38 protein-coding genes are annotated in these 25553 nt (G+C 45.1%); 37 read left to right on the top strand and 1 reads right to left on the bottom strand.

Annotated features, from left to right (window positions below):
- Window positions 1-363 precede the first annotated feature (363 nt).
- From rplC to HPS57_RS11570, 31 genes are all read left to right on the top strand, one after another.
- Window positions 364-978, top strand: a complete 615-nt coding sequence (rplC, locus tag HPS57_RS11420; RefSeq protein ID WP_135940156.1) for a 50S ribosomal protein L3 — start codon at window positions 364-366, stop codon at window positions 976-978.
- Window positions 978-1607, top strand: a complete 630-nt coding sequence (gene rplD / locus HPS57_RS11425) for a 50S ribosomal protein L4 (RefSeq protein WP_172183193.1) — start codon at window positions 978-980, stop codon at window positions 1605-1607. The genes rplC and rplD overlap by 1 nt, the downstream gene beginning before the upstream one ends.
- Window positions 1608-1627: 20 nt before the next feature.
- Window positions 1628-1921 (top strand): 50S ribosomal protein L23, encoded by a 294-nt coding sequence (gene rplW, locus HPS57_RS11430; RefSeq protein ID WP_172183195.1) that lies wholly within the window; start codon window positions 1628-1630, stop codon window positions 1919-1921.
- Window positions 1922-1927: 6 nt separating this feature from the next.
- A complete protein-coding gene (gene rplB / locus HPS57_RS11435; protein WP_135940159.1) occupies window positions 1928-2755 on the top strand; it encodes a 50S ribosomal protein L2 in 828 nt (275 codons plus the stop codon).
- Between the two features lie 23 nt (window positions 2756-2778).
- Window positions 2779-3045: a 30S ribosomal protein S19 gene (gene rpsS, locus HPS57_RS11440; RefSeq protein WP_135940160.1), complete on the top strand. Its 267-nt coding sequence runs from the start codon at window positions 2779-2781 to the stop codon at window positions 3043-3045.
- Between the two features lie 34 nt (window positions 3046-3079).
- Entirely contained in the window at window positions 3080-3481 is a 402-nt protein-coding gene (rplV, locus tag HPS57_RS11445; RefSeq protein ID WP_135940161.1) for a 50S ribosomal protein L22, read from the top strand.
- Window positions 3482-3487: 6 nt separating this feature from the next.
- The gene (gene rpsC / locus HPS57_RS11450; protein WP_135940162.1) at window positions 3488-4219 is read left to right on the top strand and encodes a 30S ribosomal protein S3; all 732 of its coding nucleotides are present in this window, start codon (window positions 3488-3490) and stop codon (window positions 4217-4219) included.
- A 14-nt stretch (window positions 4220-4233) separates the two neighbouring features.
- Window positions 4234-4662, top strand: a complete 429-nt coding sequence (gene rplP / locus HPS57_RS11455; RefSeq protein ID WP_135940163.1) for a 50S ribosomal protein L16 — start codon at window positions 4234-4236, stop codon at window positions 4660-4662.
- 2 nt (window positions 4663-4664) lie between these two features.
- Window positions 4665-4859 carry a 50S ribosomal protein L29 gene (rpmC, locus tag HPS57_RS11460; protein WP_135940164.1) on the top strand — a complete coding sequence of 65 codons (195 nt, stop codon included), beginning with the start codon at window positions 4665-4667 and terminating at the stop codon, window positions 4857-4859.
- A gap of 12 nt (window positions 4860-4871) precedes the next feature.
- A complete protein-coding gene (gene rpsQ, locus HPS57_RS11465) occupies window positions 4872-5129 on the top strand; it encodes a 30S ribosomal protein S17 (RefSeq protein ID WP_135940165.1) in 258 nt (85 codons plus the stop codon).
- 2 nt (window positions 5130-5131) lie between these two features.
- On the top strand, window positions 5132-5497 hold the full coding sequence (gene rplN / locus HPS57_RS11470; protein ID WP_135940166.1) for a 50S ribosomal protein L14: 366 nt from the start codon (window positions 5132-5134) through the stop codon (window positions 5495-5497).
- 20 nt (window positions 5498-5517) lie between these two features.
- Window positions 5518-5835: a 50S ribosomal protein L24 gene (gene rplX / locus HPS57_RS11475; protein WP_135940167.1), complete on the top strand. Its 318-nt coding sequence runs from the start codon at window positions 5518-5520 to the stop codon at window positions 5833-5835.
- Window positions 5835-6389 carry a 50S ribosomal protein L5 gene (rplE, locus tag HPS57_RS11480; protein ID WP_135940168.1) on the top strand — a complete coding sequence of 185 codons (555 nt, stop codon included), beginning with the start codon at window positions 5835-5837 and terminating at the stop codon, window positions 6387-6389. Before rplX ends, rplE begins: the two co-directional genes overlap by 1 nt.
- A gap of 5 nt (window positions 6390-6394) precedes the next feature.
- Window positions 6395-6697 (top strand): 30S ribosomal protein S14, encoded by a 303-nt coding sequence (rpsN, locus tag HPS57_RS11485; protein WP_135940169.1) that lies wholly within the window; start codon window positions 6395-6397, stop codon window positions 6695-6697.
- Window positions 6698-6906: 209 nt separating this feature from the next.
- On the top strand, window positions 6907-7302 hold the full coding sequence (gene rpsH, locus HPS57_RS11490; RefSeq protein ID WP_135940170.1) for a 30S ribosomal protein S8: 396 nt from the start codon (window positions 6907-6909) through the stop codon (window positions 7300-7302).
- Window positions 7303-7318: 16 nt separating this feature from the next.
- Window positions 7319-7885 (top strand): 50S ribosomal protein L6, encoded by a 567-nt coding sequence (gene rplF / locus HPS57_RS11495; protein WP_172183197.1) that lies wholly within the window; start codon window positions 7319-7321, stop codon window positions 7883-7885.
- 24 nt (window positions 7886-7909) lie between these two features.
- Window positions 7910-8254, top strand: a complete 345-nt coding sequence (gene rplR, locus HPS57_RS11500) for a 50S ribosomal protein L18 (protein WP_172183199.1) — start codon at window positions 7910-7912, stop codon at window positions 8252-8254.
- Between the two features lie 9 nt (window positions 8255-8263).
- Window positions 8264-8776 (top strand): 30S ribosomal protein S5, encoded by a 513-nt coding sequence (rpsE, locus tag HPS57_RS11505; protein ID WP_172183201.1) that lies wholly within the window; start codon window positions 8264-8266, stop codon window positions 8774-8776.
- A gap of 11 nt (window positions 8777-8787) precedes the next feature.
- Window positions 8788-8964 (top strand): 50S ribosomal protein L30, encoded by a 177-nt coding sequence (gene rpmD, locus HPS57_RS11510; protein ID WP_135940174.1) that lies wholly within the window; start codon window positions 8788-8790, stop codon window positions 8962-8964.
- Window positions 8965-8996: 32 nt separating this feature from the next.
- A complete protein-coding gene (rplO, locus tag HPS57_RS11515; RefSeq protein ID WP_135940175.1) occupies window positions 8997-9443 on the top strand; it encodes a 50S ribosomal protein L15 in 447 nt (148 codons plus the stop codon).
- 3 nt (window positions 9444-9446) lie between these two features.
- Complete coding sequence (gene secY / locus HPS57_RS11520) at window positions 9447-10793, top strand: preprotein translocase subunit SecY (protein WP_172183203.1); 1347 nt, start codon at window positions 9447-9449, stop codon at window positions 10791-10793.
- An 8-nt stretch (window positions 10794-10801) separates the two neighbouring features.
- A complete protein-coding gene (map, locus tag HPS57_RS11525) occupies window positions 10802-11602 on the top strand; it encodes a type I methionyl aminopeptidase (RefSeq protein ID WP_172183205.1) in 801 nt (266 codons plus the stop codon).
- Window position 11603: 1 nt separating this feature from the next.
- Window positions 11604-11822, top strand: coding sequence for a translation initiation factor IF-1 (infA, locus tag HPS57_RS11530; protein WP_135940178.1), 219 nt, complete (start codon window positions 11604-11606; stop codon window positions 11820-11822).
- Window positions 11823-11845: 23 nt separating this feature from the next.
- Entirely contained in the window at window positions 11846-11962 is a 117-nt protein-coding gene (gene ykgO / locus HPS57_RS11535; RefSeq protein ID WP_135940179.1) for a type B 50S ribosomal protein L36, read from the top strand.
- 157 nt (window positions 11963-12119) lie between these two features.
- On the top strand, window positions 12120-12500 hold the full coding sequence (rpsM, locus tag HPS57_RS11540) for a 30S ribosomal protein S13 (RefSeq protein WP_135940180.1): 381 nt from the start codon (window positions 12120-12122) through the stop codon (window positions 12498-12500).
- 24 nt (window positions 12501-12524) lie between these two features.
- Window positions 12525-12911 (top strand): 30S ribosomal protein S11, encoded by a 387-nt coding sequence (gene rpsK, locus HPS57_RS11545; protein WP_172183207.1) that lies wholly within the window; start codon window positions 12525-12527, stop codon window positions 12909-12911.
- A 39-nt stretch (window positions 12912-12950) separates the two neighbouring features.
- The gene (gene rpsD / locus HPS57_RS11550; protein ID WP_172183217.1) at window positions 12951-13556 is read left to right on the top strand and encodes a 30S ribosomal protein S4; all 606 of its coding nucleotides are present in this window, start codon (window positions 12951-12953) and stop codon (window positions 13554-13556) included.
- An 11-nt stretch (window positions 13557-13567) separates the two neighbouring features.
- Window positions 13568-14560, top strand: a complete 993-nt coding sequence (locus HPS57_RS11555) for a DNA-directed RNA polymerase subunit alpha (protein ID WP_172183220.1) — start codon at window positions 13568-13570, stop codon at window positions 14558-14560.
- Between the two features lie 87 nt (window positions 14561-14647).
- Window positions 14648-15130, top strand: a complete 483-nt coding sequence (gene rplQ, locus HPS57_RS11560; RefSeq protein WP_172183223.1) for a 50S ribosomal protein L17 — start codon at window positions 14648-14650, stop codon at window positions 15128-15130.
- Between the two features lie 155 nt (window positions 15131-15285).
- The gene (gene rplS, locus HPS57_RS11565; RefSeq protein WP_172183225.1) at window positions 15286-15645 is read left to right on the top strand and encodes a 50S ribosomal protein L19; all 360 of its coding nucleotides are present in this window, start codon (window positions 15286-15288) and stop codon (window positions 15643-15645) included.
- 1071 nt (window positions 15646-16716) lie between these two features.
- Window positions 16717-17745: a CNNM domain-containing protein gene (locus tag HPS57_RS11570; protein WP_172183228.1), complete on the top strand. Its 1029-nt coding sequence runs from the start codon at window positions 16717-16719 to the stop codon at window positions 17743-17745.
- Window positions 17746-17908: 163 nt separating this feature from the next.
- Here HPS57_RS11570 and HPS57_RS11575 read toward each other — a convergent pair whose 3' ends face one another.
- The gene (locus tag HPS57_RS11575) at window positions 17909-19237 is read right to left on the bottom strand and encodes a WD40-like domain containing protein (RefSeq protein WP_172183230.1); all 1329 of its coding nucleotides are present in this window, start codon (window positions 19235-19237) and stop codon (window positions 17909-17911) included.
- A 223-nt stretch (window positions 19238-19460) separates the two neighbouring features.
- Between HPS57_RS11575 and HPS57_RS11580 the strand changes: the two genes are divergently transcribed.
- The 6 genes from HPS57_RS11580 (at window position 19461) to HPS57_RS11605 (ending at window position 25541) form a co-directional block, all read left to right on the top strand.
- On the top strand, window positions 19461-20147 hold the full coding sequence (locus HPS57_RS11580) for an SDR family NAD(P)-dependent oxidoreductase (RefSeq protein WP_172183233.1): 687 nt from the start codon (window positions 19461-19463) through the stop codon (window positions 20145-20147).
- A gap of 231 nt (window positions 20148-20378) precedes the next feature.
- Window positions 20379-21425 carry a PDDEXK nuclease domain-containing protein gene (locus HPS57_RS11585; RefSeq protein WP_172183236.1) on the top strand — a complete coding sequence of 349 codons (1047 nt, stop codon included), beginning with the start codon at window positions 20379-20381 and terminating at the stop codon, window positions 21423-21425.
- Between the two features lie 10 nt (window positions 21426-21435).
- Window positions 21436-21837, top strand: coding sequence for a GIY-YIG nuclease family protein (locus HPS57_RS11590; RefSeq protein ID WP_172183239.1), 402 nt, complete (start codon window positions 21436-21438; stop codon window positions 21835-21837).
- Window positions 21838-22212: 375 nt separating this feature from the next.
- On the top strand, window positions 22213-23565 hold the full coding sequence (locus tag HPS57_RS11595) for a TolC family protein (protein ID WP_172183241.1): 1353 nt from the start codon (window positions 22213-22215) through the stop codon (window positions 23563-23565).
- 23 nt (window positions 23566-23588) lie between these two features.
- Window positions 23589-24773, top strand: coding sequence for an efflux RND transporter periplasmic adaptor subunit (locus tag HPS57_RS11600; RefSeq protein WP_172183243.1), 1185 nt, complete (start codon window positions 23589-23591; stop codon window positions 24771-24773).
- 9 nt (window positions 24774-24782) lie between these two features.
- The gene (locus HPS57_RS11605; protein ID WP_172183245.1) at window positions 24783-25541 is read left to right on the top strand and encodes an ABC transporter ATP-binding protein; all 759 of its coding nucleotides are present in this window, start codon (window positions 24783-24785) and stop codon (window positions 25539-25541) included.
- The last annotated feature ends 12 nt before the right edge of the window (window positions 25542-25553 follow it).

Raw genomic sequence — 25553 nt, forward strand, 5'->3', positions numbered from 1 at the left:
ACCAAGGGAAAAACTGAAATTCTCTACGCCGGTAAGGGAGTTTTTCAAATTCTTTATGTAACTTTGCAAAAACAATTGCACTTGCGGGTTGACTCTTTAACTCTTTAGTAATGATACCATGAAAAACTTTTAAAAATATTTGCATATGAATAAAATATTTCGTATCTTTGCATCGTAAAAGGTGTGGTTTGCGCTGACTTATGTTATCAACCCGCTGAAAATGAACGCCTTAGAGCTTGAAGATGAAAGTTCTTTTGGTGGTTCTGTTTCTGCGTATATATGCACCTTTGGAAGAAGATGGCTGGAAAGTCAGGTCTGAAAATAAATAAAATTACACATATTATTATTAAATTTTAAATTGAAATGCCAGGATTAATTGGAAGAAAAATCGGAATGACATCCGTTTTCAGTGCCGACGGTAAGAATGTACCGTGCACTGTTATCGAAGCTGGTCCTTGTGTTGTTACTCAGGTGAAGACTGTCGAGAAGGACGGCTACAAGGCTGTTCAGCTCGGTTTTGCTGAGGCTAAGGAGTCTCGTACAAGCAAGCCTATGATGGGTGTCTTCAAGAAGGCTGGTACAACACCAAAGAAGCACTTGGCCGAGTTCAAGTTTGAAGAGGAGTATAACCTCGGAGACACAATCACTGTTGACCTGTTCAACGACGCTACTTTCGTTGACGTTGTCGGCACTTCAAAGGGTAAAGGTTTCCAGGGCGTTGTGAAGCGTCATGGTTTCGGAGGTGTAGGTCAGGCTACTCACGGTCAGGATGACCGTCTCCGTAAGCCGGGTTCTATCGGCGCTTGTTCTTACCCTGCAAAGGTGTTCAAGGGAATGCGCATGGGTGGCCACATGGGAAATGAGCGTGTGACAACTCAGAACCTCAAAGTGTTAAAGGTGATACCTGAGCAGAATCTTATCATTGTTAAGGGTTCTGTTGCTGGTTATAATGGTTCAACAGTCTTAATTCAGAAATAATGGAAGTTAACGTATTAGATATTAAAGGTCAGGAGACCGGAAGAAAGGTTACGTTAAACGAATCTATCTTCGGAATTGAGCCAAACGATCACGTGCTTTACCTCGATGTTAAGCAGTATCTCGGCAATCAGCGTCAGGGAACAGCCAAGGCTAAGGAGCGCTCAGAGATGTCCGGTTCAACACGCAAGCTTGGCCGTCAGAAGGGCGGCGGCGGTGCTCGTCGCGGTGACATTAACTCACCTGTGCTCGTTGGTGGCGCACGCGTGTTCGGTCCACGTCCACGTGACTATCGCACAAAGCTCAACCTTAAGACAAAGATTCTTGCACGTAAGAGCGCACTTTCATACAAGGCGCAGGAAAATGCAATCGTTGTTGTTGAGGATTTCAACATCGAGACTCCTAAGACAAAGGAGATGCTTGCTATCGCAAAGAACCTTGGCGTAGAAGGAAAGAAGATTCTCTTCGTCCTCCCTGCTGAGAACAAGAACATATATCTCTCTGCACGCAATGTACAGAAGATGAAGGTTCAGGCGGCTGCCAACATTCATGCATACGGAGTGCTTAACGCAGATGTGCTCGTGATAGCAGAGTCTTCATTCGCAACTATCGACAATATCTTGAACAAGTAAAGTAAAGGAGACACTATAGTATGGCATTCATTATTAAACCACTGGTCACTGAGAAGATGACCCAGATTTCTGAGAAAAAGCCTAACCGTTACGGTTTCATTGTGCGTCCTGAGGCTAACAAGCTTGAGATAAAGAAAGAGGTTGAAGCACAGTACAATGTTACAGTAGAGGATGTGAACACAATGCGTTATGCAGGCAAGCGTTCTTCACGCTATACTCGTGCCGGTCTTGTAAAGGGCCAGAAAAACGCATTCAAGAAGGCTATCGTCACTCTTAAAGAGGGTGAGTCTATTGATTTTTATAGCAATATCTAAAATAAAATGGCAGTACGTAAATTAAAACCAGTTACTCCTGGTCAAAGACACAAGGTTATTGGCACGTTCGAGGATATTACTGCATCCGTGCCAGAGAAGTCTCTCGTTTACGGTAAGCGTAGCACCGGTGGTCGAAACAACACCGGTAAGATGACAGTCCGCTACATGGGCGGCGGTCACAAGCGGAAGTATCGTCTCATCGACTTCAAGCGAGAGAAAGATGGTGTTCCGGCAGTAGTAAAGTCTATCGAGTACGATCCAAACCGTTCAGCTCGCATAGCACTTCTCTACTATGCTGATGGTGAAAAACGTTACATTATCGCTCCTAACGGACTTCAGGTTGGCACAACTCTGATGTCAGGTGCGGAGGCAGCTCCTGAGATTGGTAACACTCTCCCTCTGGCAAACATACCGGTGGGTACAGTGATCCACAACATCGAGCTCCGTCCTGGCCAGGGCGCTCTGCTTGTCCGTTCGGCTGGTAACTTTGCTCAGTTGACTTCCCGTGAGGGTCGTTACTGTGTTATCAAGCTTCCTTCCGGAGAGACACGCCAGATTCTTTCTGCGTGCAAGGCAACTGTAGGTTCTGTAGGCAACTCTGATCACGCTCTCGAGCGTTCAGGTAAGGCAGGCCGCTCACGCTGGCTCGGCCGTCGTCCTCACAACCGTGGTGTTGTCATGAACCCTGTCGATCACCCAATGGGTGGTGGTGAGGGCCGTCAGTCAGGTGGTCACCCACGTTCACGTAAGGGTCTCTACGCTAAGGGCTTGAAGACACGCGCACCTAAGAAGCTTTCTAACAAGTACATCATTGAGAGAGCTAACAAGAAGTAATTAATTAGCAAACTGAGTAAATTATGAGTCGTTCATTAAAAAAAGGTCCATACATCAACGTTTCTCTTGAGAAGAAGATTCTCGCCATGAATGAGAGCGGCAAGAAGAATGTTGTAAAGACTTGGGCTAGAGCCTCAATGATCTCACCTGATTTCGTGGGTCACACTGTGGCTGTTCATAACGGTAACAAATTTATCCCTGTTTACATCACCGAGAATATGGTAGGCCACAAGCTTGGTGAGTTTGCGCCAACACGCCGTTTCGGCGGTCACGCAGGCAACCGCAAGTAAGCAGGCGTAACAATCCAAAACCATAAGAAACAAAATGGGAGCAAGAAAACATAACGCTGCTAAAGCAAGAAAAGAAGCCCAGAAGAATTTGTACTTCGCAAAGCTTAACGGCTGCCCTTCTTCACCACGCAAGATGCGCTACGTCGTAGATATGGTGCGTGGCATGGAAGTTAACCGTGCGCTCGGCGTGCTGCGATTCTCAAAGAAGGCAGCATCCGCTGACGTTGAGAAACTTCTCCGTTCTGCTATTGCTAACTGGGAAATAAAGAATGATCGTAAGGCTGAGGATGGTGAACTCTACATCTCTAAGGTCTTCGTTGATGAGGGTGTCACAATGAAGCGCATGCGCCCTGCGCCACAGGGTCGCGGCTACCGTATCCGCAAGCGCTCTAACCACGTGACACTGTTCGTAGATGCAAAAACTAATGACAATTAATCAAGTATGGGACAGAAAGTTAATCCAATAGCTAACCGCCTCGGCATCGTCCGTGGTTGGGATTCAAATTGGTTCGGTGGCAAGAACTTCGGAGACAACCTCGTTGAGGACCAGAAAATCCGCAAGTATCTTAATGAGCGTCTCGCTAAGGCCAGCGTGTCTCGCATCATCATCGAGCGTACATTGAAGTTTGTCACCATCACTATTTGCACAGCCCGTCCGGGTATTGTCATTGGTAAGGGTGGCCAGGATGTCGACAAACTGAAGGAAGAGCTCAAGAAGCTTTACGACAAGGACATCCAGATCAATATCTTTGAGGTAAAGAAGCCGGATCTTGACGCGACAATCGTAGCAACTAACCTCGCTCGCCAAATCGAGGGTAAAGTAGCTTACCGTCGTGCTATCAAGATGGCTATTGCCAACACTATGCGCGCTGGTGCAGAGGGAATCAAGGTCCAGATTTGCGGCCGTCTCAACGGTGCCGAAATGGCTCGTAAGGAGATGCTCAAGGAAGGACGTACTCCACTCCACACATTCCGTGCAGATATAGATTACTGTCAGGCAGAGGCTCTCACCAAGGTGGGTATTCTCGGTATCAAGGTCTGGATTTGCCGTGGCGAAGTTTATGGCAAGAAGGATGTTACCGTTAACTTCACACAGGAGAAGCAGAGCAACGGCCGTTCTAACAGTCCACGCTCTGGTAGAGGCGGTAACCGCAAGAGAAACAATAACCGTTAAAAGTAGAGTCTATCATGTTACAGCCAAAAAGAGTAAAATACAGAAGACCGCAAGACGGTCGTGGTAACAAGGGCAACGCTCACCGCGGCACTCAGCTCGCTTTCGGTTCGTTCGGCATCAAGACCCTTGAGCCAAAGTGGATTGACAGCCGTCAGATTGAGGCAGCCCGTGTGGCGATTAACCGTTATATGAACCGTGAAGGACAGGTGTGGATCCGTATCTTCCCTGACAAACCTATCACTCGCAAGCCTGCCGATGTCCGAATGGGTAAAGGTAAGGGTGATGTTGCAGGATGGGTAGCTCCGGTTACTCCGGGCCGCATCCTCTTCGAGGTAGAGGGCGTACCTTTCGCAGTAGCCAAGGAAGCGCTCCGTCTCGGTGCTCAGAAATTGCCAGTTAAGTGTAAGTTTATTATTCGTCGTGACTACGACAAGAACGCATAATTATGAAGATTAAAGAAGTAAATGAACTCGAGACCAAGGAATTGGTCGAGAAGCTCGAGACAGCAAAGGCTGCTCTTCAGCAGATGAAGCTCAACCACGCTATCACTCCACTCGAGAATCCATCTCAGATTAAGGGCGCTCGTCGTGACATAGCACGTATGAAGACAGTACTCCGTCAAAGAGAACTTAACAAATAACAATTATCCAAGATGGAAACAAGAAATTTAAGAAAGACAAGACAGGGTGTTGTTATCAGCGACAAAATGGACAAGTCCATCGTTGTTGCTGCCAAGTTCAAGGAGAAGCATCCTATATATGGTAAGTTTGTCCAGAAGACAAAGAAATACCATGCACACGATGAGAAGAACGAAGCTCATGTGGGCGATACAGTGCTAATCATGGAGACACGTCCTCTCAGCAAGACAAAGCGCTGGAGATTAGTTTCAATAACTGAAAAAGCTAAGTAAATATGATACAGGCAGAATCAAGACTTACAGTATGTGATAACAGCGGTGCACGCGAGGCTCTCTGCATCCGTGTCCTTGGTGGCACCAAGCGCCGTTACGCAAGTGTGGGAGACGTTATCGTCGTTGCTGTCAAGAATGTCATCCCATCAAGTGATTTGAAGAAAGGTGCAGTATCAAAGGCTTTGATCGTCCGCACAAAGAAGGAGATTCGCCGTGCAGATGGCTCGTACATCCGTTTCGATGACAACGCATGCGTACTGCTCAATAATGCCGGTGAGCTTCGCGGCAGCCGTATTTTCGGACCTGTTGCTCGTGAGCTTCGTGCGGTTAATATGAAGGTCGTTTCTCTGGCACCTGAGGTTCTTTAATAATTAAAAGTTACAGAAAAATGACAAAGTTACATATTAGAAAAGGCGATACTGTCATCGTTCTTGCCGGCAAGGACAAGGGCAAGACAGGCAAAGTACTTCAGGTTCTCGTTGAAAAAGAACGTGCAATCGTTGAAGGTGTGAATATGGTTAAGAAAAGCCAGAAGCCAAGTGCCAAGAATCCACAGGGTGGTATCGTTGAGCAGGAAGCTTCTATTCATATCTCAAATCTGAGTCTCATTGATCCAAAGAGTGGCAAGGCTACTCGCGTATCAATCAAGCATGAGGGCAAGAATGTAATCCGCATCTCTAAAAAGTCAGGGGAGGAAATCAAGTAATGGAAACAGCACAGTTAAAGAAGGTGTATGCCGAGACAATCGCTCCGGCACTCCAGAAGCAGTTCAACTACTCTTCGTCAATGGAGATTCCTCAGTTGACAAAGATTGTTGTTAACCAGGGACTTGGTGATGCAACTCAGGACAAGAAGATCATCGAGGTCGCTATCAACGAGATAACAACTATTACAGGTCAGAAAGCTGTCGCTACATATTCTAAAAAGGATATCGCGAACTTCAAGCTCCGTAAGAAGATGCCTATCGGTGTTATGGTGACTCTCCGTCGTGAGCGCATGTATGAATTCCTTGAGAAGCTCGTCCGCATCGCTCTTCCTCGTATCCGTGACTTCAAGGGTATCGAGTCAAAGTTTGACGGCCGTGGCAACTATACTCTTGGTATCCAGGAGCAGATTATCTTCCCTGAGATAAATATTGATAATGTTGACCGCATCCAGGGTATGAACATTACTTTCGTCACAACAGCAAAGACTGACGAAGAGGGATTCGCCCTCCTGAAAGCATTCGGTCTTCCATTCAAGAACGCTAAAAACGATTAAGAGATATGGCAAAAGAATCAATGAAGGCACGTGAAGTGAAGCGTGCTCGCCTGGTGGCTCGTTACGCTGAGAAGCGCGCTGCTCTCAAGAAGATTATCGCAACTACCGATGATCTTGCTGAAGCATACGAGGCTGCTCGCAAGCTCCAGAGCATTCCAAAGAATGCCAACCCTATCCGACTCCACAACCGTTGCAAGATCACCGGTCGTCCAAAGGGTTACATCCGCCAGTTTGGCATTTCCCGTATCCAGTTCCGTGAGATGGCTTCTGCCGGTCTCATCCCTGGTGTCAAGAAGGCAAGCTGGTAATCGTCCGCACATAAAAGTCCTTGCTCTCCCTCTTTTGTGAGGGAGGGCAGACTTCATAAAGCTTGAAGGCCTCCACAAACGTCCGCGTTTCTTGCGTATGACGCTTTAGCTTGAAAGCAATTTAATATTGTCGGGAAAGTCCCGATCAATTAAACCTTTTAATCTTTTAATATTGTCGGGGCAGTCCCGATTAATTAAACTTTTTTATTATGACAGATCCAATAGCAGATTATCTGACAAGACTCAGAAACGCAATCATGGCTCATCATCGTGTCGTTGAAGTGCCTGCGTCAAATCTGAAGAAAGAGATCACAAAGATTCTCTTCGAGAAGGGTTACATCCTTAACTACAAGTTCGTTGAGGACGGTCCTCAGGGTTCTATCAAGGTCGCTTTGAAATGGAATCCAACAACAAAGGCAAACGCAATCAAGTGCCTTAAGCGTGTCTCCACACCAGGTCTCCGTAAGTATACCGGTTACAAGGACATGCCACGTGTTATTAACGGACTGGGTATAGCAATCCTGTCCACATCCAAGGGCGTTATGACAGACAAAGAGGCTGCAGAGCTTAAGATTGGCGGCGAGGTTCTTTGCTATGTCTATTAATTAAGGAGGAACAGCAATGTCAAGAATAGGTAAAATGCCAATAGCTATCCCTGCCGGTGTAACTGTAACTCTTAATGATGGTGTAGTAGCTGTCAAGGGCCCAAAGGGAGAAATGTCACAGAAAGTTGACTCATCCATAATCGTTAAGGTAGAGGATGGCCACATCACATTTGAAGTTGATGAGACCAGCCCGGTGAATTACAAGCAGCGTAATGCCTTCCACGGTCTTTACCGTTCACTTGTCAACAATATGGTTGTCGGTGTAAGTGAAGGTTACAAGAAGACTCTTGAGCTTGTTGGTGTCGGCTACCGTGTTTCCAACCAGGGTAACCTTATCGAGTTCTCACTTGGTTATACTCACCCTATCTTCCTCCAGCTCCCGGCTGAGGTGAAGGTTGAGACAAAGTCAGAGCGTAACCAGAACCCACTCCTCATGCTTGAGTGCTGCGACAAGGCTCTCCTCGGTCTTATCTGCGCAAAGATTCGCTCATTCCGTAAGCCAGAGCCTTACAAGGGTAAGGGTATTCTCTTCCAGGGTGAGGTTATCCGTCGCAAGTCTGGTAAGAGTGCTTCGGCTAAGTAATAATCATTAAAAAGATTAACGATTATGACAACAAAGAAAGTAGAAAGACGAATCAAAATCAAATATAGAATTCGCAAGAATGTAAGCGGTACAGCAGAGCGTCCACGTCTCAGCGTGTTCCGTAGCAACAAGCAGATTTATGCACAGGTCATCAACGACCTGACAGGTTGCACTCTCGCTTCAGCTTCTTCTCTCGGTCTTGAGGCTATGCCAAAGAAGGAGCAGGCAGCAAAGGTAGGTGCACTTGTAGCTGAGAATGCCAAGGCGGCAGGTATCACATCTGTAGTTTTCGACCGTAACGGATACCTTTACCATGGTCGTGTAAAAGAGCTTGCTGACGCAGCTCGTAATGGTGGACTTAATTTCTAATAAACAATTATGGCAATTGATAAAGTAAAAGTAAGTGGTGAGTCAGAGCTCAAAGACAAGCTCGTTGCCATTAACCGTGTTACTAAGGTAACAAAAGGTGGTAGAACCTTCACATTCGCTGCCATCGTTGTTGTAGGTGACGGTAAGGGCTCAATCGGTTGTGGACTCGGCAAGGCCGGTGAGGTTACCGCAGCCATCACAAAGGGTACAGAGGCTGCAAAGAAGAATCTTGTAAAGGTTCCTGTAATCAATGGTACTGTTCCTCATGAAATTGAGGTGCGTTACGGTGGTGCTCAGGTATTCCTGAAGCCTGCAGCAGCAGGTACAGGGCTTGTAGCCGGTGGTGCTATGCGTCCAGTTCTTGAGAGTGCCGGTGTGACAGATGTCCTTGCAAAATCAAAGGGCAGCTCAAACCCACACAACCTTGTGAAAGCAACAATCAAGGCTCTCAGCCTTATGCGTGATGCACGCACAATCGCAAGTGAGCGTGGTATCAGTATGGAAAAAGTATTTAAGGGATAAGGAGGATAATTATGGCAACAATAAAGATCAAACAGACTAAAAGTAGAATCGGCGCTCCTATCGATCAGAAGCGCACACTGCAGGCCCTTGGTCTTCACAAAATCTCTCAGGTTGTAGAGCGTGAGGATACTCCTGTTCTCCGTGGCATGATTCGTAAGGTTCACCATTTGGTGACCGTTGTTGAGTAATTAATATAATTATCTTTTAAATAGACACGATTATGAAATTAAATAATTTGACCCCAGCTGCAGGCTCTACACATTCACGTCGTCGTATCGGACGTGGTCCAGGCTCCGGCCTTGGTGGCACATCTACACGTGGTCACAAGGGTGCTAAGTCTCGTTCTGGTTACAAGCGTAAGATCGGTTTTGAGGGTGGTCAGATGCCTTTGCAGCGTCGTCTGCCTAAGTTCGGCTTCAAGAACATCAACCACAAAGAATATCTTGCTGTCAACCTCTCTACTATCCAGAAGATTGCAGAGAAGCAGAATGTTTCAAAGATTGGCATTGACGAACTCGTTGCAGCCGGTCTGACAAACGGCAAGGAACTTGTCAAGATTCTTGGCATGGGACAGCTGACTGTTAAAGTCGATGTGGAGGCGCATGCATTCTCAAAGACAGCAGAAGAGGCTATCAAGGCACAGGGTGGTAACACAACAACTATTTAAGTAATGAAAAAATTCATTGAGACACTAAAGAACTGTTGGAAGATTGAGGATCTGCGTCAGCGGCTCCTCATCGTCCTGCTGTTCACCGCAATATATCGTTTTGGTTCTTTCATAGTGCTTCCGGGCATAAATCCCGGACAGCTTGAGAAACTCCAGTCACAGACAAGCGGTGGACTTATGTCGCTCCTTGACATGTTCTCTGGTGGTGCATTCTCCAACGCATCAATCTTTGCGCTTGGTATTATGCCGTATATCTCAGCCTCAATCGTAATGCAGCTTCTCGCTGTCGCTGTACCTTATTTCCAGAAGATGCAGCGTGAAGGTGAGAGTGGCCGTAAGAAAATCAGTTGGTACACTCGTGTACTCACGGTTGCCATCCTTCTGTTCCAAGCGCCTATGTATCTGATTAACCTCAGAACACAGGCTATGGATGCACTGGCATCAGGTATTTCATGGCAGGTATTCATAATTCCTGCTTCACTTATCCTTGCTGCAGGTTCCATGTTTATTCTTTGGCTTGGTGAACGTATCACTGACAAGGGTATAGGTAATGGTGTGTCCATTATCATTATGCTTGGTATCATTGCTCGTTTGCCACAGGCATTCGTACAGGAAGTCACATCTCGCTTTACCGCTATCTCCGGTGGTGGTATTGTGATGCTTATCGTCGAGATTCTGATTCTGTATGCTGTGGTATGCGCGGCAATACTTCTTACACAGGCTACTCGTCAAGTGCCTGTACAGTATGCCAAGCGTGTGGAAGGACGTGGAGCAGCACGCCAGATAGGTGGTGCACGTCAGTATATCCCATTGAAGCTTTTTGCAGCTAATGTGATGCCTATTATCTTTGCTCAGGCATTGATGTTCGTACCGCTTACGTTGGTAGGCTTTACATCGGATGGAGCATCAGCAGGTCTTCGCCAGCTTATGGACACCGGAAGTCTTCTTTACAATGCGATATATGTATTTCTCATTGTAGCGTTCACATACTTCTATACTGCAATTACTCTTAACCCTACACAGATGGCAGAGGATATGAAGCGTAATAACGGATTCATACCGGGTGTGAAGCCAGGACATGATACAGCTGAATACATTGACACTGTTGTATCACGCATGACACTCCCTGGTGCTATCTTTATTGCATTCATAGCTGTCATGCCGGCACTTGCAGGGCTTCTTAATGTACAGCAGGCATTCGCACAGTTCTTCGGAGGAACATCTCTTTTGATTCTCGTTGGTGTTGTCATTGACACACTCCAGCAGATTGAGTCTCATTTGATGATGCGCCACTATGATGGATTGTTGAAGAGCGGACGCACGCGCAATGGTGGCGTAGCTGCATATTAATCTGAGATATGGAGATATTTCTCAAGACAGAAGAAGAAATACAACTCATGCGAGAGGCTAACCAACTCGTTGGTAAGACCCTCGCTGAGTTGTTCAAGCACGTTATCCCCGGTATTTCAACATTTCAGCTGGATAAGATTGCGGAGGAGTTCATCAGAGACCATGGCGCAATACCAACGTTTCTGAATTTCCCCAATCCTTATGGAGATCCCTTCCCGGCATCTATATGCACATCTGTAAATGACTGTGTTGTCCATGGAATCCCTTCAGAGAAGCAAATACTTAAGGAGGGTGATATTGTTTCCATTGATTGTGGAACGCTTCTTAATGGCTTTTGTGGCGATTCCGCTTACACATTTTGTGTAGGAGAGGTTAATGAAGATGTCAAAAGACTTCTTAGAACCACAAAAGACTCCTTGTATAAGGCAATAGAAGTCGCTACTGCAGGAAAGAAAATCGGAGACATAGGCTATGCAGTTCAAAACTGTTGTGAGGCAGAAGGTTACGGAGTTGTACGGGAACTGACTGGTCATGGCATAGGGAAAGAAATGCATGAGGCTCCTACGGTTCCTAATTTCGGCAGAAGGGGAAATGGCATAACTCTCAAAAACGGGATGTGTATAGCCATAGAACCTATGATAACAATGGGGGAACGCAAAATTGGACTTCTTCCGGATAAGTGGGGCATAGCAACACTTGACCATAAACCGGCTGCTCATTTTGAACACACAATAGTGGTGCGGCACGGTAAGTCTGAGATATTATCATCATTTGAAGAAATAGAACGTTTAGAAGGCGAAATATATTGATATGGCAAAACAATCGGCTATTGAGCAGGACGGTAGAATCATAGAATCGCTGTCAAATGCAATGTTCCGTGTGGAACTTGAAAACGGTGTGGAAATCATTGCACACATCTCCGGCAAGATGAGAATGCATTACATTAAGATTCTTCCTGGTGACAAAGTCAAGGTGGAGATGTCTCCATACGACCTCACCAAAGGCAGAATTTCATTCAGATACAAATAAGGAATCTTAAATAAATTAATGAAATGAAGACAAGAGCATCTTTGAAGAAGCGTACTCCTGACTGCAAAATCGTACGTCGCAAGGGACGTCTTTTTGTTATTAACAAGAAGAACCCTAAGTTCAAGACTCGTCAGGGTTAAGTTTTTAATATACGTTAAAACTCAAACGCAGAAGTTAAAAAACTTTGGATGTATCACTCTGAAAATTCGTAATTGCAAAAGTTTTTACTAACTTTGCAATTCGGATTTTTGGGTATGTACCCATTATGTTTATTATTTATTCATTTATCAACAAACAATGGCAATAAGAATTGTTGGAGTAGATTTGCCCCAGAACAAGCGTGGCGAAATCGCATTGACTTATATCTATGGTATAGGTCGAAGTAGTTCAGCAAAGATATTGGACAAAGCAGGTGTCAGCCGTGACCTTAAGGTTAATGAGTGGTCAGACGATGACGCAGCTAAGATCCGTGAAATTATCGGCGCTGAATTCAAGGTAGAAGGTGATCTCCGTTCAGAGATCCAGTTGAATATCAAGCGACTGATGGATATTGGTTGCTATCGTGGTGTCCGTCACCGTAACGGTCTTCCTGTCCGTGGCCAGAGCACAAAGAACAATGCTCGTACACGTAAGGGTAAGAAGAAGACTGTTGCTAACAAGAAGAAGGCCACTAAGTAATAACGCTTAAAAGATTGTAAAGTCATGGCAAAGAAAACAGCAACTAAGAAAAGAAACGTGCGTATTGACGCTGTAGGTCAGCTTCACGTACACAGCTCTTTCAATAACATCATTATCTCTCTTACAAATGGCGAGGGTCAGGTTATCTCTTGGTCTTCAGCTGGTAAGATGGGATTCCGCGGTTCAAAGAAGAACACTCCTTATGCAGCTCAGATGGCAGCAGAGGATTGTGCAAAGGTAGCTTATGACCTTGGTCTTCGCAAGGTTAAGGCTTATGTCAAGGGACCGGGTAACGGTCGTGAATCTGCTATCCGCGCTTGCCACTCTTGTGGTATCGCAGTGACAGAAATCGTTGATGTTACTCCACTTCCACACAACGGATGCCGCCCTCCAAAGCGTCGTCGCGTATAATCCCTGATTTAATTTTACATATTATTATAAATAGCAATTATGGCTAGATATACAGGTCCGAAATCAAGAATTGACCGTCGTTTTGGCGAAGCCATCCTCGGTTCAGAAAAAGTTTTGTCCAAGAGAAACTTCGCTCCTGGACAGCATGGCAACAACCGCCGTCGCAAGATGTCTGAGTACGGTGTCATGTTGGCAGAGAAGCAAAAGGCCAAGTACACATACGGTGTGCTTGAACGCCAGTTCCGTAACTTGTTTGAGAAGGCAGCAAAGGCTGACGGTATCACCGGTGAGGTTCTCCTCCAGCTCCTTGAGAGCCGCCTTGACAATGTTGTGTACCGTCTCGGCATCGCTCCTACACGTCGCGCTGCTCGTCAGCTTGTAGGTCACAAGCACATTACAGTTGATGGTGCTGTTGTAAACATCCCATCTTTCTCTGTAAAGGCAGGTATGGTTATTGGTGTTCGCGAGAAGTCAAAGTCTCTTGAGGTTATTGAGGATTCTCTCGCAGGTCGCAATCACAGCCAGTTCCCTTGGATAGAGTGGGATCAGCAGACAAAGTCTGGTAAGTTCCTCCACCGCCCTGACCGTGCGGACATTCCTGAGAACATCAAGGAGCAGTTAATCGTTGAGTTGTACTCTAAATAATCATTAAATTAATGGCGATATTAGCATTTCAAAAACCCGATAAAGTTGTAATGCTGGAGGCCAATGACAAAGTCGGCAAGTTCGAGTTTCGTCCTCTTGAGCCAGGCTTTGGTGTTACCATAGGTAACTCCTTGCGCCGCATTCTTCTTTCATCGCTTGATGGCTATGCTATCAATACCATCAAAATTGATGGTGTGGAGCACGAGTTCTCCTCTGTTCCGGGCGTGAAAGAGGATGTTACCAACATTATCTTGAATCTTAAGCAAGTTAGATTCAAGCAAATAGTAGATGAATTCGAGAATGAGAAAGTCTCTATTACAGTCGAAAACACAACAGAGTTCAAGGCTGGTGATATTGATAAGTATCTGACTGGATTTGAAGTGTTAAATCCCGATTTGGTGATTTGTCATTTAGATGCAAAAGCATCAATGCAGATCGATCTCACTATCAATAAGGGACGTGGATATGTTCCTGCTGATGAGAACCGTCAGTTCTGTACTGATGTCAATGTGCTCCCTATCGATTCTATCTACACCCCAATCCGTAACGTGCGCTATAGCGTTGAGCCTTACCGTGTTGAGCAGAAGACCGACTACGATAAGCTCATTATAGAAGTATCTACGGACGGCTCCATTCATCCAAAGGATGCACTTAAAGAGGCTGCAAAGATTCTGATTCATCATTTCCTCCTCTTCTCCGATGAGAAGATTACTCTGGAGAATCCGGAGATGGAGGGCAATGAAGAGTTTGATGAGGAGATTCTCCACATGCGCCAGCTCTTGAAGACACGCCTTGTAGACATGAACCTCTCTGTTCGTGCTCTCAACTGTTTGAAGGCTGCTGATGTTGAAACACTCGGTGACCTTGTACAGTTCAACAAGACTGACCTCCTTAAGTTCCGCAACTTTGGCAAGAAATCGCTTTCAGAGCTTGATGATTTGCTCGAGAGTCTGAATCTGTCGTTTGGAACCGATATTACAAAATACAAACTTAATCAGGATTAATGTTTGACATTCTTGTCCCTCGCTTTCTTCAATGAGGGTGAGTGGCAAGAATAACATTGACCAAACTGGTTAAAACGAAAACAAAAAATGAGACATAATAAGAAATTCAATCATCTCAGTCGTACTGCAGATCACCGTCGTGCTATGCTTGCAAACATGGCAATCTCGCTGATTATGCACAAAAGAATCACTACGACTGTAGCTAAGGCTAAGGCTCTTAAGAAATATGTTGAGCCACTCGTGACACGTTCAAAGGACGACACAACAAACTCACGTCGTGTTGTATTCTCTTACCTCCAGAACAAGTATGCTGTCACAGAGCTCTTCAAGGTAGTTGCTCCTAAAGTTGGTGACCGTCCGGGTGGATACACACGTATCATCAAGCTCGGTACTCGTCAGGGTGACGCTGCTTCTGTTTGCTTCATTGAGCTTGTCGATTTCGATGAGAACATGGCAAAGGCTCCAAAGGCTGCTAAGAAGACACGTCGTGCCGGCAAAAAGGCTGCTCCAAAGGCAGAGACTGTAGAAACTCCTGCAGAAGCTCCGGCAACTGAGACAACAGAGGCTTAATCCTTAGCCAAACAATAAATAAAAATAGCTTTCGGCCTAACCTATGGCAGAAGTGATGTCTTTGCTTTTATTCTCAACATGGATATGCAAACTCATCGGACTTTTGGCTATGTTAGGTTCGTCCGATAAAACAAATTTAATAAAATCAAGAAACAATGGATTTGATTAAAGTTGCTGAAGAAGCATTTGCAACCGGCAAGCACTTCCCAGAGTTCAAGGCTGGTGATACTGTAACTGTCGCTTACAAAATTATCGAGGGTTCAAAGGAGCGTATCCAGCTCTACCGTGGTGTTGTCATCAAGATTTCCGGTCACGGTGAGAAGAAGCGTTTCACAGTGCGCAAGATGTCTGGTACAGTTGGTGTAGAGCGTATCTTCCCACTGGAGTCACCAAACATCGACTCTATCGAGGTTAACAAGCATGGTAAGGTTCGCCGCGCTAAGCTTTACTACCTCCGTGCTCTTACAGGTAAGAAGGCACGCATCAAGGAGAAGCGTGTTGTCGCTAAGGATTAATATTATTAATCTACATACAAATATCCTGCAATCTTATAAAGGTTGCAGGATATTTTTTTATGTGCAAGATAGACCTTGTGTAGAATGTTTGCTAAATACCAATAAATAAGTTAGTCCACAAAATTAAGCGACATTACGTTCAATCGTGATGTATGGATTGGTCTTTCTCCTTCTCTGCTTGTCCTTTTTGGTGAAAACCATAGGTTTCATCGGGCATGTAGCCCGCTACACTCCCTCTTCAACCTACGCTTTTCCCTCAAAAATAACAGCGCAGATACTGCAAATTAATTTTGGGCTAACTTAAACATGCATTATGGAGCCTAATCCATCAAATCACCAAATCTTAAACATGCTTTGTAGAAATTCTGTGGGCAATTTGCTTGATGCCCCCAAAAACATACCACTTGTGCCTATAGTTCTCCAAAGATGTAGAGACACCATACTCTCGGAGGTCGGGCACACGAGCACAAATGTGCAGCCATGTTTCCGGCAAAACTCATTGAAACACCGCTTTGCAGTATGCTTATAATGAAATATTATTCGCTGAATAGTGCTTTTGTTCTGATGTGTGCAAAAAAATGTCATTTGGTATCAAAAAAACGCAAAAGATATTGTTAATATGGAAACAATCAGTAACTTTGCATCTATAACAATATATCATGAAATCACTACATATATTTATGTTGTCAGTGTGCACCATAATTGCATTTGTGGTAATGGAATTGGCAGGGACTGCAACAAATGAAGAAGAGGCGGCTATGCCCGATGATTCATACCTGTTGCGATATGAACCGGTGCAGAGTGGGTGTATATTTGGCATAAGCAAATCACGCACAATGAAGCACATCGCGTCCGAGTGTATACAATCATGTCGTGAATGGATGATTGCTAATTTCCATACAGTTCGTATTTTGGATAATTACAGGGATAATGTGCTGGTAAAACCATTCAGTCTTTTTTGTACCTATAAGGAATAGTAACAGATATATAGGAATTATGTAGTATAGTTCCTGACAATATATTTCTGTTTCCGTTTATTTCCTAATACCATATTAACAAAAAGTTCTGATTATGATTTTAATGTTTGTTTACCTGATAGGTGCAATATCTATTTCTTTCCTATGCTCCGTGGTTGAAGCTGTGCTTCTGTCCACACCGATGTCATTCATCACCATGAAAGAGAGCGAAGGCTCTGCCAATGCAGCACTGTTGAAAAAGTTCAAAGCCAATATTGACCGCCCTATTGCTGCCATCCTATCCCTTAATACAATAGCCCATACAGTTGGTGCAGCAGGTGTCGGTGCGGAAGCCGTGAAAATCTTTGGCGAGGAGAGCTTTGGCATTATATCTGCCATCCTCACATTGTTGATTTTAGTCCTGTCGGAAATAATTCCTAAGACTATAGGTGCATCCCATTGGCGTCGTATAGCATTGCCTGTTGCTGTTGTCATTCGTGTCATGATTGTCATAACCTATCCTTTGGTATGGCTGTCAGAATACATCACAAGAATATTCGCATCACGTGAATCCCGTGTTTCGGTGAGTCGCGAGGAGGTATCGGCAATGGTTGATGTCGCTTCAGAGGAAGGTGTCCTCAGAACCCAGGAAAGCAAGATTATTCAGAATGCTTTCAAACTGACAAGTATTTCTGCCGAGGACATTATGACACCCAACCTTGTTGTGGTATCAGTGCCGGACACTATGACCGTCAAAGAATTTTTCTCCAGTGTAGAACTGACATATTCCCGCATCCCGGTATACCATGACAATAAGGATTACATAATCGGCTATGTATTGAAAATGACTGTACTCGAATTGCTTGCAAAGGATAGTTTCGATACTCGCATGTCGGAGATAATGCGCCCTATCCTGAGTTTCGATGAGGATGAGAAAGTTTTCGGAATATGGAGAGAAATGCTAGGAAAGAAAGAGCATATCTCTGTAATCTGTGATAAATACGGATGTTTGCGAGGTGTTGTAACCATTGAGGATGTGATAGAGACAATGCTTGGAGAAGAAATCGTTGACGAAGTGGACACCAATGTCGACTTGCAGAAAGTGGCGTTGGACAAATTTAAGGCGATGAGGGCAAAAAGATGATGACTATGGTTCTGCAATTATAACGCAGATAATGGAAGTAAACCATAAATAGCTATGCCGTTGGACAGTTGTACATCGACATAGCTATTGTATAATTATCAATGAATGGTGTCAAATGTGATTTTTTGAAATTTCCTGCCATGGCAGAACACGGCTGTAGAACTTAATTTATCCAAACAATCTCATTAAAAGTGCCGGATGTTGGGATTTCTGTCCATTTCTTGCCTTCCAATGATAACTCTGATGTGACATTGCCACTGTTTGGTGTCTTGAAATGAACGGTAAGTGTGCCGGACCTGTCATTGTTTGCTGTTGCAGACAATGCTTTGTATGGATGCTCTGTGAGCGGTTCGTTTGTGAATGTGGCGTTGCCGTCAAACGTGTAGAACAGGCTGTTATAACCCTCATCAGGTTCTTTTCTGACAACGATATATCCGGAAATCCATGCTGAGGAATTGGCATTATTGACATCTTTTTTGAAGAAAGAAAATGGGATTAAGGCTTCTGCCTCAATGTCTTCAAGGACACGGAAGCCTATCTGAATATCAAACACGACAGGTGTCCATTTGCCGTTTCCTTTGTTTGCAGAAAAGAGCATATAGCGTGAATGATAAACTCCGGGGTACTCACCGAAATGCTCCGCTTCCAATCCGTTTGGTAAAGGCATGTTTGGAGGTGGAGATGCTGAGCGTGCCTTGGCGGTTTTCACATCATAGGAGGTCTCCAAATCTGATGATATTTTGCGCAAGCAATAATTCTTTCCGTCGTCGCTTTGCAGTGCAGCGATATATGAAGGGTGGCTGACGAGTGCGATGGCAGGCACATCACAGAGTTTCTCCCACTGCTGAGTGAGCAAGTCAAAGAAGAAAGGGTACTGCTTCCCGTTTTCCTTTGCCAATCCGCAGATACCGTAAGCTCTGTACATTCCCACTGCAGAGTGGAAATCCGGATGAGCATTGAGTCCCCAAGTCTTCATTTCTGTTGTATTGCAGTCGTTGTCCAGCCAGCGTGTCATGGCATATTCCTGTGAAGAGGCAAGTTCGGAGGAATTGTTTATTCCATATAGGTACAAAGTTTTTGGCGTTGTACCGTCAGTAAGATTGACAGTGCCAATCTTCATGTATCTGCCCTCTCTGCACAAGTTTATTTCAACTCGGGACGCCGGCTTCCTGTATGGCATTTGCACAGTCATGCCATTCGGCGATTGTGAAAGCACCTTTGCATGGTAGACTTTTATGTAGCCTTCAGGGAAAAGTTCCTCTCCTGTTTCCCAAAAGAAATCAAGCGTAACATCATCGGTGGCAAGATACCCATCCCCCTCCAGATGCACAATGTCGCCCGGCGAGAGCGTCTTCCCCTCTTCCACGACTCTCGCATTATTGACGAACAGTGTGCCGGAATCCGTTTCCTCATTGTTACTGCAAGAAGCGAGCAGTCCGATGAAGGACAATAGTATGAGGACATGTTTCTTTAGAGTTATGTACTTTCTCATAATCAAACAGTTTTGTATGTTTGCTGCAAATTTACGAATAAATAATCAAAATGCAAAACAAACGTGACATAATAATTTTGCTATTCCAAATAGTTTTACTATCTTTGTGCCATAAACATCTTTGCAATGCTCAAATCAGCGGGTTGTTTTTATCATACACGAAAACGAGTTTCACCGAGCAATATACCTTCCAAAACAAATCAATAATAAAGCAAACTAATTCATGAATATACTTATCATTGGTGCTACTTCCGGCATAGGGTACCGACTATGGCAGCATTATGTTTCCAAAGGGCATAATGTGGTTATAACAGGGCGCAGAAAGGAACTTCTTGATGAAATGACAAAGGAATATCCGGAACACACTTGTCCGATGTGCTGTGATATTTCTGACATAGAGGCAACAAATGAGCTGTATAATAATCTGTCGGTAAAGTTCAAGAAGGTTGATATGGCAATCGTATGCGCCGGTGTCGGCGAACTTAATCCGGAATTGGATATAAAGACAGAGTTGGCAACGGTAGCTGTAAATGTTGACGGTTGGACAAATACAGTGGCAACACTCTATAAGTTGTTCGAGAAACAGCAATCCGGCCATCTTGTTGTTCTGACATCTGTAGGCGGACTTCAACCGACTCCTGTTGCTCCGTCTTACAGTGCGTCAAAGGCGTTTCAGATAAATTACATCAAATCCCTTCAGCAAAAATCCAAGCACACGCCCATAGTAATAACGGAAATACGTCCCGGCTTAGTAGACACAAGGATGGCTAAAGGAGAAGGGCTGTTCTGGGTCATGCCATTGGATAAGGTTGTGCCTATGATAGTAAATGCCATTTCCAAGAAGAAAAAACTTCGGGTAGTGACAAACAGATGGCGTATCATTAATTGGATTCTCCGGCATTTTATGTAAGTATCAAACAGATATTCGAAAAGTAGACATTATATATTGTTTTTCAGAGATTATGGGATAATATATAGCATTTGCCAACCATTAGCATATGGAATGACATTGTTACTGCCGAAGCCGTTTGGAAAAGGAACATGTAATAATGAAAACAAACGAATTTATGTTCTTATAATCTGCAAGACATAGAGTTCCTAACAATATCGTCTACACAATTTAAATATAGAAAGAAAAGAAATGAAGAGTTTGGCTGAAATAAATTCGCAATTATTAGAAGATATTCGTGAGATAATCGAACGAGGAATGGCTGCCGCATCTACAGCTGTGGCAAATACAGCTATTCTCACCTATTGGAATATCGGAAAACGTATTGTGGAAGAAGAGCAGGCGGGGGATGTTCGTGCACAGTACGGCAAGAAAATCATTCCGGCATTGGCTGAAAAATTGAAATTAAGTTATGGCAGTGGGTATGGAAAGCGTAATTTAGCCTATTACCGTAAATTCTATTTGGCTTTCCCTGATGTAGAGATTTTGCACACATGTGTGCAAAATCTGTCATGGTCTCATCTTCGCTTGCTGATACATGTGGAAAACGAAGAAGAGAGAATGTGGTATATGCGGGAAGCTACGGAAGATATGTGGAGTGTACGCACTTTGGAACGTAATATCACTACTCAATACTATGGGCGTAGATTAGCCTCTCAAAAAGAGAATTTATCATTACCAGCTCCATCCATTGTTGATAAATATGAGCCTGAGGAATATATAAAGAATCCAATAGTCGCTGAATTTCTTGGCTTCAGGCGTTATGGCGACTATACAGAATCAGAATTGGAACAAGCATTGATTGACAATTTGCAGCAATTCATAATGGAGTTAGGCCGTGGATTTGCTTTTGTCGACCGCCAGAAGCATATACGCACTGATTTGGGCGATTTCTATGCCGACTTGGTTTTTTACAATTTCCGTATGAAGAGGTTTGTAATATTTGAATTAAAGACGCATGCTCTGAGTCATGCTGATGTCGGACAACTTGATATGTATGTGCGAATGTATGACGACTTGGTAAAGGGTGAGGATGATAATCCAACCATTGGTGTCTTGCTGTGTACAGATACCGACAAAACAATAGCGAAATATTCTGTTTTACATGATAGTAATCAGTTGTATGCGGCAAAATATATGGCTTATATGCCAACTGAAGAAGAACTTCTCCAAGAAATAGAGCGGCAAAAACGTTTTTTCTTGGAACAACATAGTAATAAAAGCGATTTGAACAATTAAATTATGAATAATGGATATTGTATATATAAAAAGAGGATACTGCTCATTTAAATCAAGTGATTCTCTAAGAACTCAGACTAAAGATATTCCTGATGGATATGGAGTGTATGTTTTCCATAAGAATGAAAGAGATGGAGAAATCCTTTATATAGGAAAAAGCGGTACCATATTGCAAAATGGATGCTATGAAGTACAATGCTTAAAAGATAGGCTCAATAATAGTCAATGTGGTATGGGTCGGGAAAAATTTTTGCGTAAGAAGATGGAAGAAAATAAAGAAATTCAGCAAATATTCATCGAATGGTATATTATAGATGAGCAAAAATATCTCCCGGCTTTTATAGAGGCACTTTTGTTACAGGATTATTATACAGAGAATTCTTGTTTACCTATATGGAATAATAAATTTTGAATAGCTAAATTATCAATAATAATTTCCAATAAAGAATAATATTGCAGATGCTTAGGCATAACGTGGACGCATCTTGCCTTTTGCAAATTCGGGCATCCTAAGACCTAAACAGCGAAAGGATATAAGAGATGTGTCCACGTTCTGTTTATATAAATGTGCTGTTTTTATCTTTGTGTTTGGCTTCTAAAAGATGTAAGAACATTGTGTGGATTTCATAAGTTTGCGATGTAAGCCCATGCGTATCTACGACAGACTCTTTATAGGACAAATCCGCGTTTTCATCGTGGAAAAAGGGCGAAATGTCTAATATTTTTTGTGATTTCATTTTCTTTTGATACTTTTGCAGTGGAAAATGAAATCAAATTGTTTTAGAATATGAAGTTGAAAAGAGTATCTGTTATTCTTGTGTTTGCCATGGCAAGCCTTGCCTCATGGGGGCAGGCGTGGGACTTGCGGCAGTGCATAGACTATGCCATGGAGCATAACATCAGTCTGCAGAAGAGCCGTATCTCGGTAAAAGAGGCGCAGACAGACCTGCTTACTGCCAAAGCGCAGATGTTTCCGAGCCTGACTTTCAACACCAACCAAAATGTCACCAACCGTCCGTGGAGCGAGAATGCCATGAATGTTGTCTCTGACGGTACAGGAAACATGATGGCTAACAGTTCGCAAAGTGCCACGAACTATAATGGCAATTACGGTCTTAATGCCTCTTGGCTTGTGTGGAACGGCGGACAGAGGAAGAAAAATATCGAACAAGCGGAAATCCAGATTGAACAGGCGGAGCTGGCTACGGCAAGCAATGCCAACACCATTCAGGAGCAGATAGTCCAGAACTATGTGCAGATTCTTTATGCCAAGGAGTCGGTGAAGGTTAACGAATCGACGCTTGCCGTCAGCAAGGCACAGCGTGACCGTGCTGCGGAAATGGTGAAGGTGGGGCATCTCAGCAAGACCGACCTTGCACAACTGGAGGCGCAGGTGGCTAATGATGAGTATAATCTGGTCAACGCCCGGACACAGGTGGCGCGCTATAAGATAGCGTTGAAGCAACTCCTTGAACTTACCGGTGACGAGACGTTTGACATCGCCACCATAGAAGTCTCCGACCGGAAGGCACTCTCTTCGCTCCCTGCCGTGGAGGAGGTCTACTCCGCAGCCCTTACGACACGTCCGGAGATACGGAGCGGTCAGCTCAGCCGTGACGCCGCCGAACTTGACATTGCGCTGGCAAAGGCAGGGCGTATGCCTAATGTGAGCCTTAATGCCGGCATAGGCACAAGCAATTACAGCGGCAGTGACAATTCTCTCACAAAGCAGTGGAAGCAGAATTGGAACAATACAGTTGGGCTCAGCGTCAGCGTGCCTATCCTTAGCAACCGCAAGAACCGCAGTGCGGTAGAGAAAGCGAAGCTGCAGCGTCAGGCATCGGACTTGGATTTGCAGGACCTGCAGAAACAGCTGTACAACGAGATTGAGGGCTATTGGCTCGATGCCGTCAATGCCCGGCAGCAGTTCCGTTCGGCATGCACCAACGAGGAAAGCATGCAGGCGAGTTTCAATCTTGTCAGTGAGCAGTTCAATCTTGGTCTGAAGAACCTTGTCGAACTCATGGACGGCAAGAACAATCTGCAGGCTGCCCGTCAGAGCAAGCTGCAAAGCAAGTACACGTTCATCCTCAATGAGCAGCTTCTGAAGTTCTATGCCGGGGAGAGCATCAATCTGTAAACATCAAAAAAACATCCATACTTATGAGCAACAAGAGAAACATCCTCATCGGAATAGCAGCCGTTCTAGCTGTCGTGGTGGCAGTCTTCTTCTTCACGAAAGGCGACAAAGCACCACAGGCGTCTTACGAGACCGCCACCGCGAGCCTTGGCAACATCAGCAGCAGTATCACTGCCACGGGCAGCATCGAACCGGTTACCTCTGTGGAAGTCGGCACACAGGTATCAGGCATCGTGAGCAAGATTTTCGTGGACTACAACAGTGTTGTGGCAAAAGGGCAGGTCATTGCCGAGCTTGACAAGACCAACTTGCTGAGTGAGCTTAGCACAGCGAAGAGCAACTGCGCAAGCGCACGAAGTGAGATGGGCTACCAAAAGAGCAATTACGACCGCTATAAGACCATGCACGACAAGGGACTTGTCAGCGACAATGACTTTGAAAATGCGCGCCTTGCCTACATCAAGGCGAAGGAGAACTACCAGACCACCCTCAACTCTGTGGCAAAGGCAGAAACAAACCTCGGCTATGCCACAATCACATCGCCTATCGACGGTGTGGTGCTGAGTAAGGCCGTGGAAGAAGGACAGACCGTTGCCGCCAGCTTCAGCACACCGACATTGTTCACAATAGCACAAGACCTTACCGATATGCGTGTCATAGCGGACATTGACGAGGCGGACATCGGCGAGGTAAAGGAGGGACTGCGTGTGACATTCACCGTGGACGCGTTCCCTAACGACACATTTGACGGTCGTGTGACACAGGTGCGCCAGGAAGCAAAAACGGAGAGTAATGTCGTCACTTATGAGGTTGTCATCTCCGCACCTAACAATGACCTCAAACTGAAGCCCGGGCTGACAGCCAACGTAACCATATACACCATGGAGAAGAAGAATGTCCTCTCCGTGCCAAGCAAGGCACTGCGCTTCACACCTAATGAGCATTTGCTCAGGAAAGATGAGAAAATCATCGATTGCCAAGGCAAGGAAAAGGTGTGGGTGCGTGAGGGGGCGAACCTTAAAGCTGTGCCAGTGAAGACAGGAACCACCAACGGCACAATGACAGAAATCCTTGGCGGACTGAAAGCCGGCACAACAGTCATCACTGACTTCAACATTGCCGGTCCTGCCGGTGGCGGCGAACAGGCTCAGGACAACAGCAACCCTTTCATGCCGGGCCCTCCGGGAAAAAACAAGAACAAGAAATAATCATCTGCCATGGAGAACAAGGAAAGAAAAACAGTCATAGAGCTTGACAATGTCAGGCGTGACTTCAAGGTCGGTTCGGAAACGGTGCATGCTCTGCGCGGTGTGTCGTTCAAAATCCATGAAGGCGAGTTTGTCACAATCATGGGAACTTCCGGCTCGGGAAAATCCACGCTGCTTAACCAACTGGGATGTCTCGACACTCCCACAAGCGGCGAATACTACCTTGACGGAATCTCCGTGCGCACCATGTCAAAATCCCGGCGTGCACGGCTGCGCAACAGGAAAATCGGTTTCGTGTTCCAGAACTATAACCTGCTTGCAAAGACCACTGCGGTGGAGAATGTGGAGCTTCCGCTGATGTACAACAGTGAGTACAACGCCAAGCAGCGCCGTGAGGCAGCCATTGCGGCACTGGAGGCGGTGGGACTGGCTGACAGGCTTGACCATAAGAGTAACCAGATGTCCGGAGGACAGATGCAGCGCGTGGCGATTGCAAGAGCCTTAGTCAACAATCCTGCCGTAATCCTTGCCGACGAGGCGACGGGAAACCTTGACACGCGCACCAGCTTCGAAGTGCTTGTGCTTTTCCAAAAACTCTATGCCGAAGGGCGCACAATAATCTTTGTCACCCATAATCCTGAGATTGCGCAGTACAGCAGCCGCAACATCGTGCTGCGTGACGGAAAGATTCGCGAAGACGTAATGAACGAGAACATCCTGTCTGCCGCAGAGGCTTTGGCACAGCTTCCATTGCCTCAGGATGACTAAAACAGCAAGAAC

The organism is Palleniella intestinalis (assembly GCF_013166595.1).
GTDB lineage: Bacteria > Bacteroidota > Bacteroidia > Bacteroidales > Bacteroidaceae > Prevotella > Prevotella intestinalis.